Source organism: Shigella sp. SIG3 (assembly GCF_053555855.1).
In genome coordinates, this window is record NZ_JBQZXE010000293.1 from 1 (window position 1) to 660 (window position 660).

The window sequence follows — 660 nt, forward strand, 5'->3', positions numbered from 1 at the left end:
AAGCGCCAGCCCCGTCCCGCCCGATAGAGCGCGGCATAGCGGGCCCCGGATTACTTGCGTGCGACGGCAGAAGAAGCCCTGAAGCGAATCAGTGAACTGTACGCCATCGAGGATGAAATACGGGGATTACCAGAGTCAGAGTGTCTTGCAGTCAGGCAGCAGCGAAGCAAAGCGTTACTGACGTCGCTGCATGAATGGATGGTGGAGAAGAATGGCACGCTGTCGAAAAAATCCAGACTGGGCGAAGCATTCAGCTATGTACTGAATCAGTGGGACGCCCTCTGTTATTACAGTGATGACGGTCTGGCGGAGGCGGACAATAACACAGCGGAAAGAGCGCTTCGTGCAGTCTGTCTCGGAAAGAAAAATTACGTGTTCTTCGGTAGCGATCACGGCGGCGAGCGTGGTGCACTGCTGTACGGGCTGATCGGCACCTGCCGTCTGAACGGTATCGATCCGGAAGCGTATCTGCGCCATATTCTGAGCGTACTGCCGGAATGGCCTTCCAACCGAGTTGACGACCTCCTGCCATGGAAGGTGGTGCTACCATCAGGATAATCGTCAATACGGTGTTCGGTGAACGTTTACTTGGAGCATCATGCTTCATGAAGAAAAACTGGCACGTCATCAACGTAAACAGGCGATGTATACCCGAATGGC

The 660-nt window shown here is 54.4% G+C and carries 1 pseudogene; it reads left to right on the plus strand.

What is annotated here, in order from left to right:
* Window positions 1-60: 60 nt before the first annotated feature.
* Window positions 61-558 (plus strand): annotated as a pseudogene (locus tag ACUU1I_RS21030) (IS66 family transposase); the annotation flags it as partial.
* Between the last annotated feature and the right edge of the window lie 102 nt (window positions 559-660).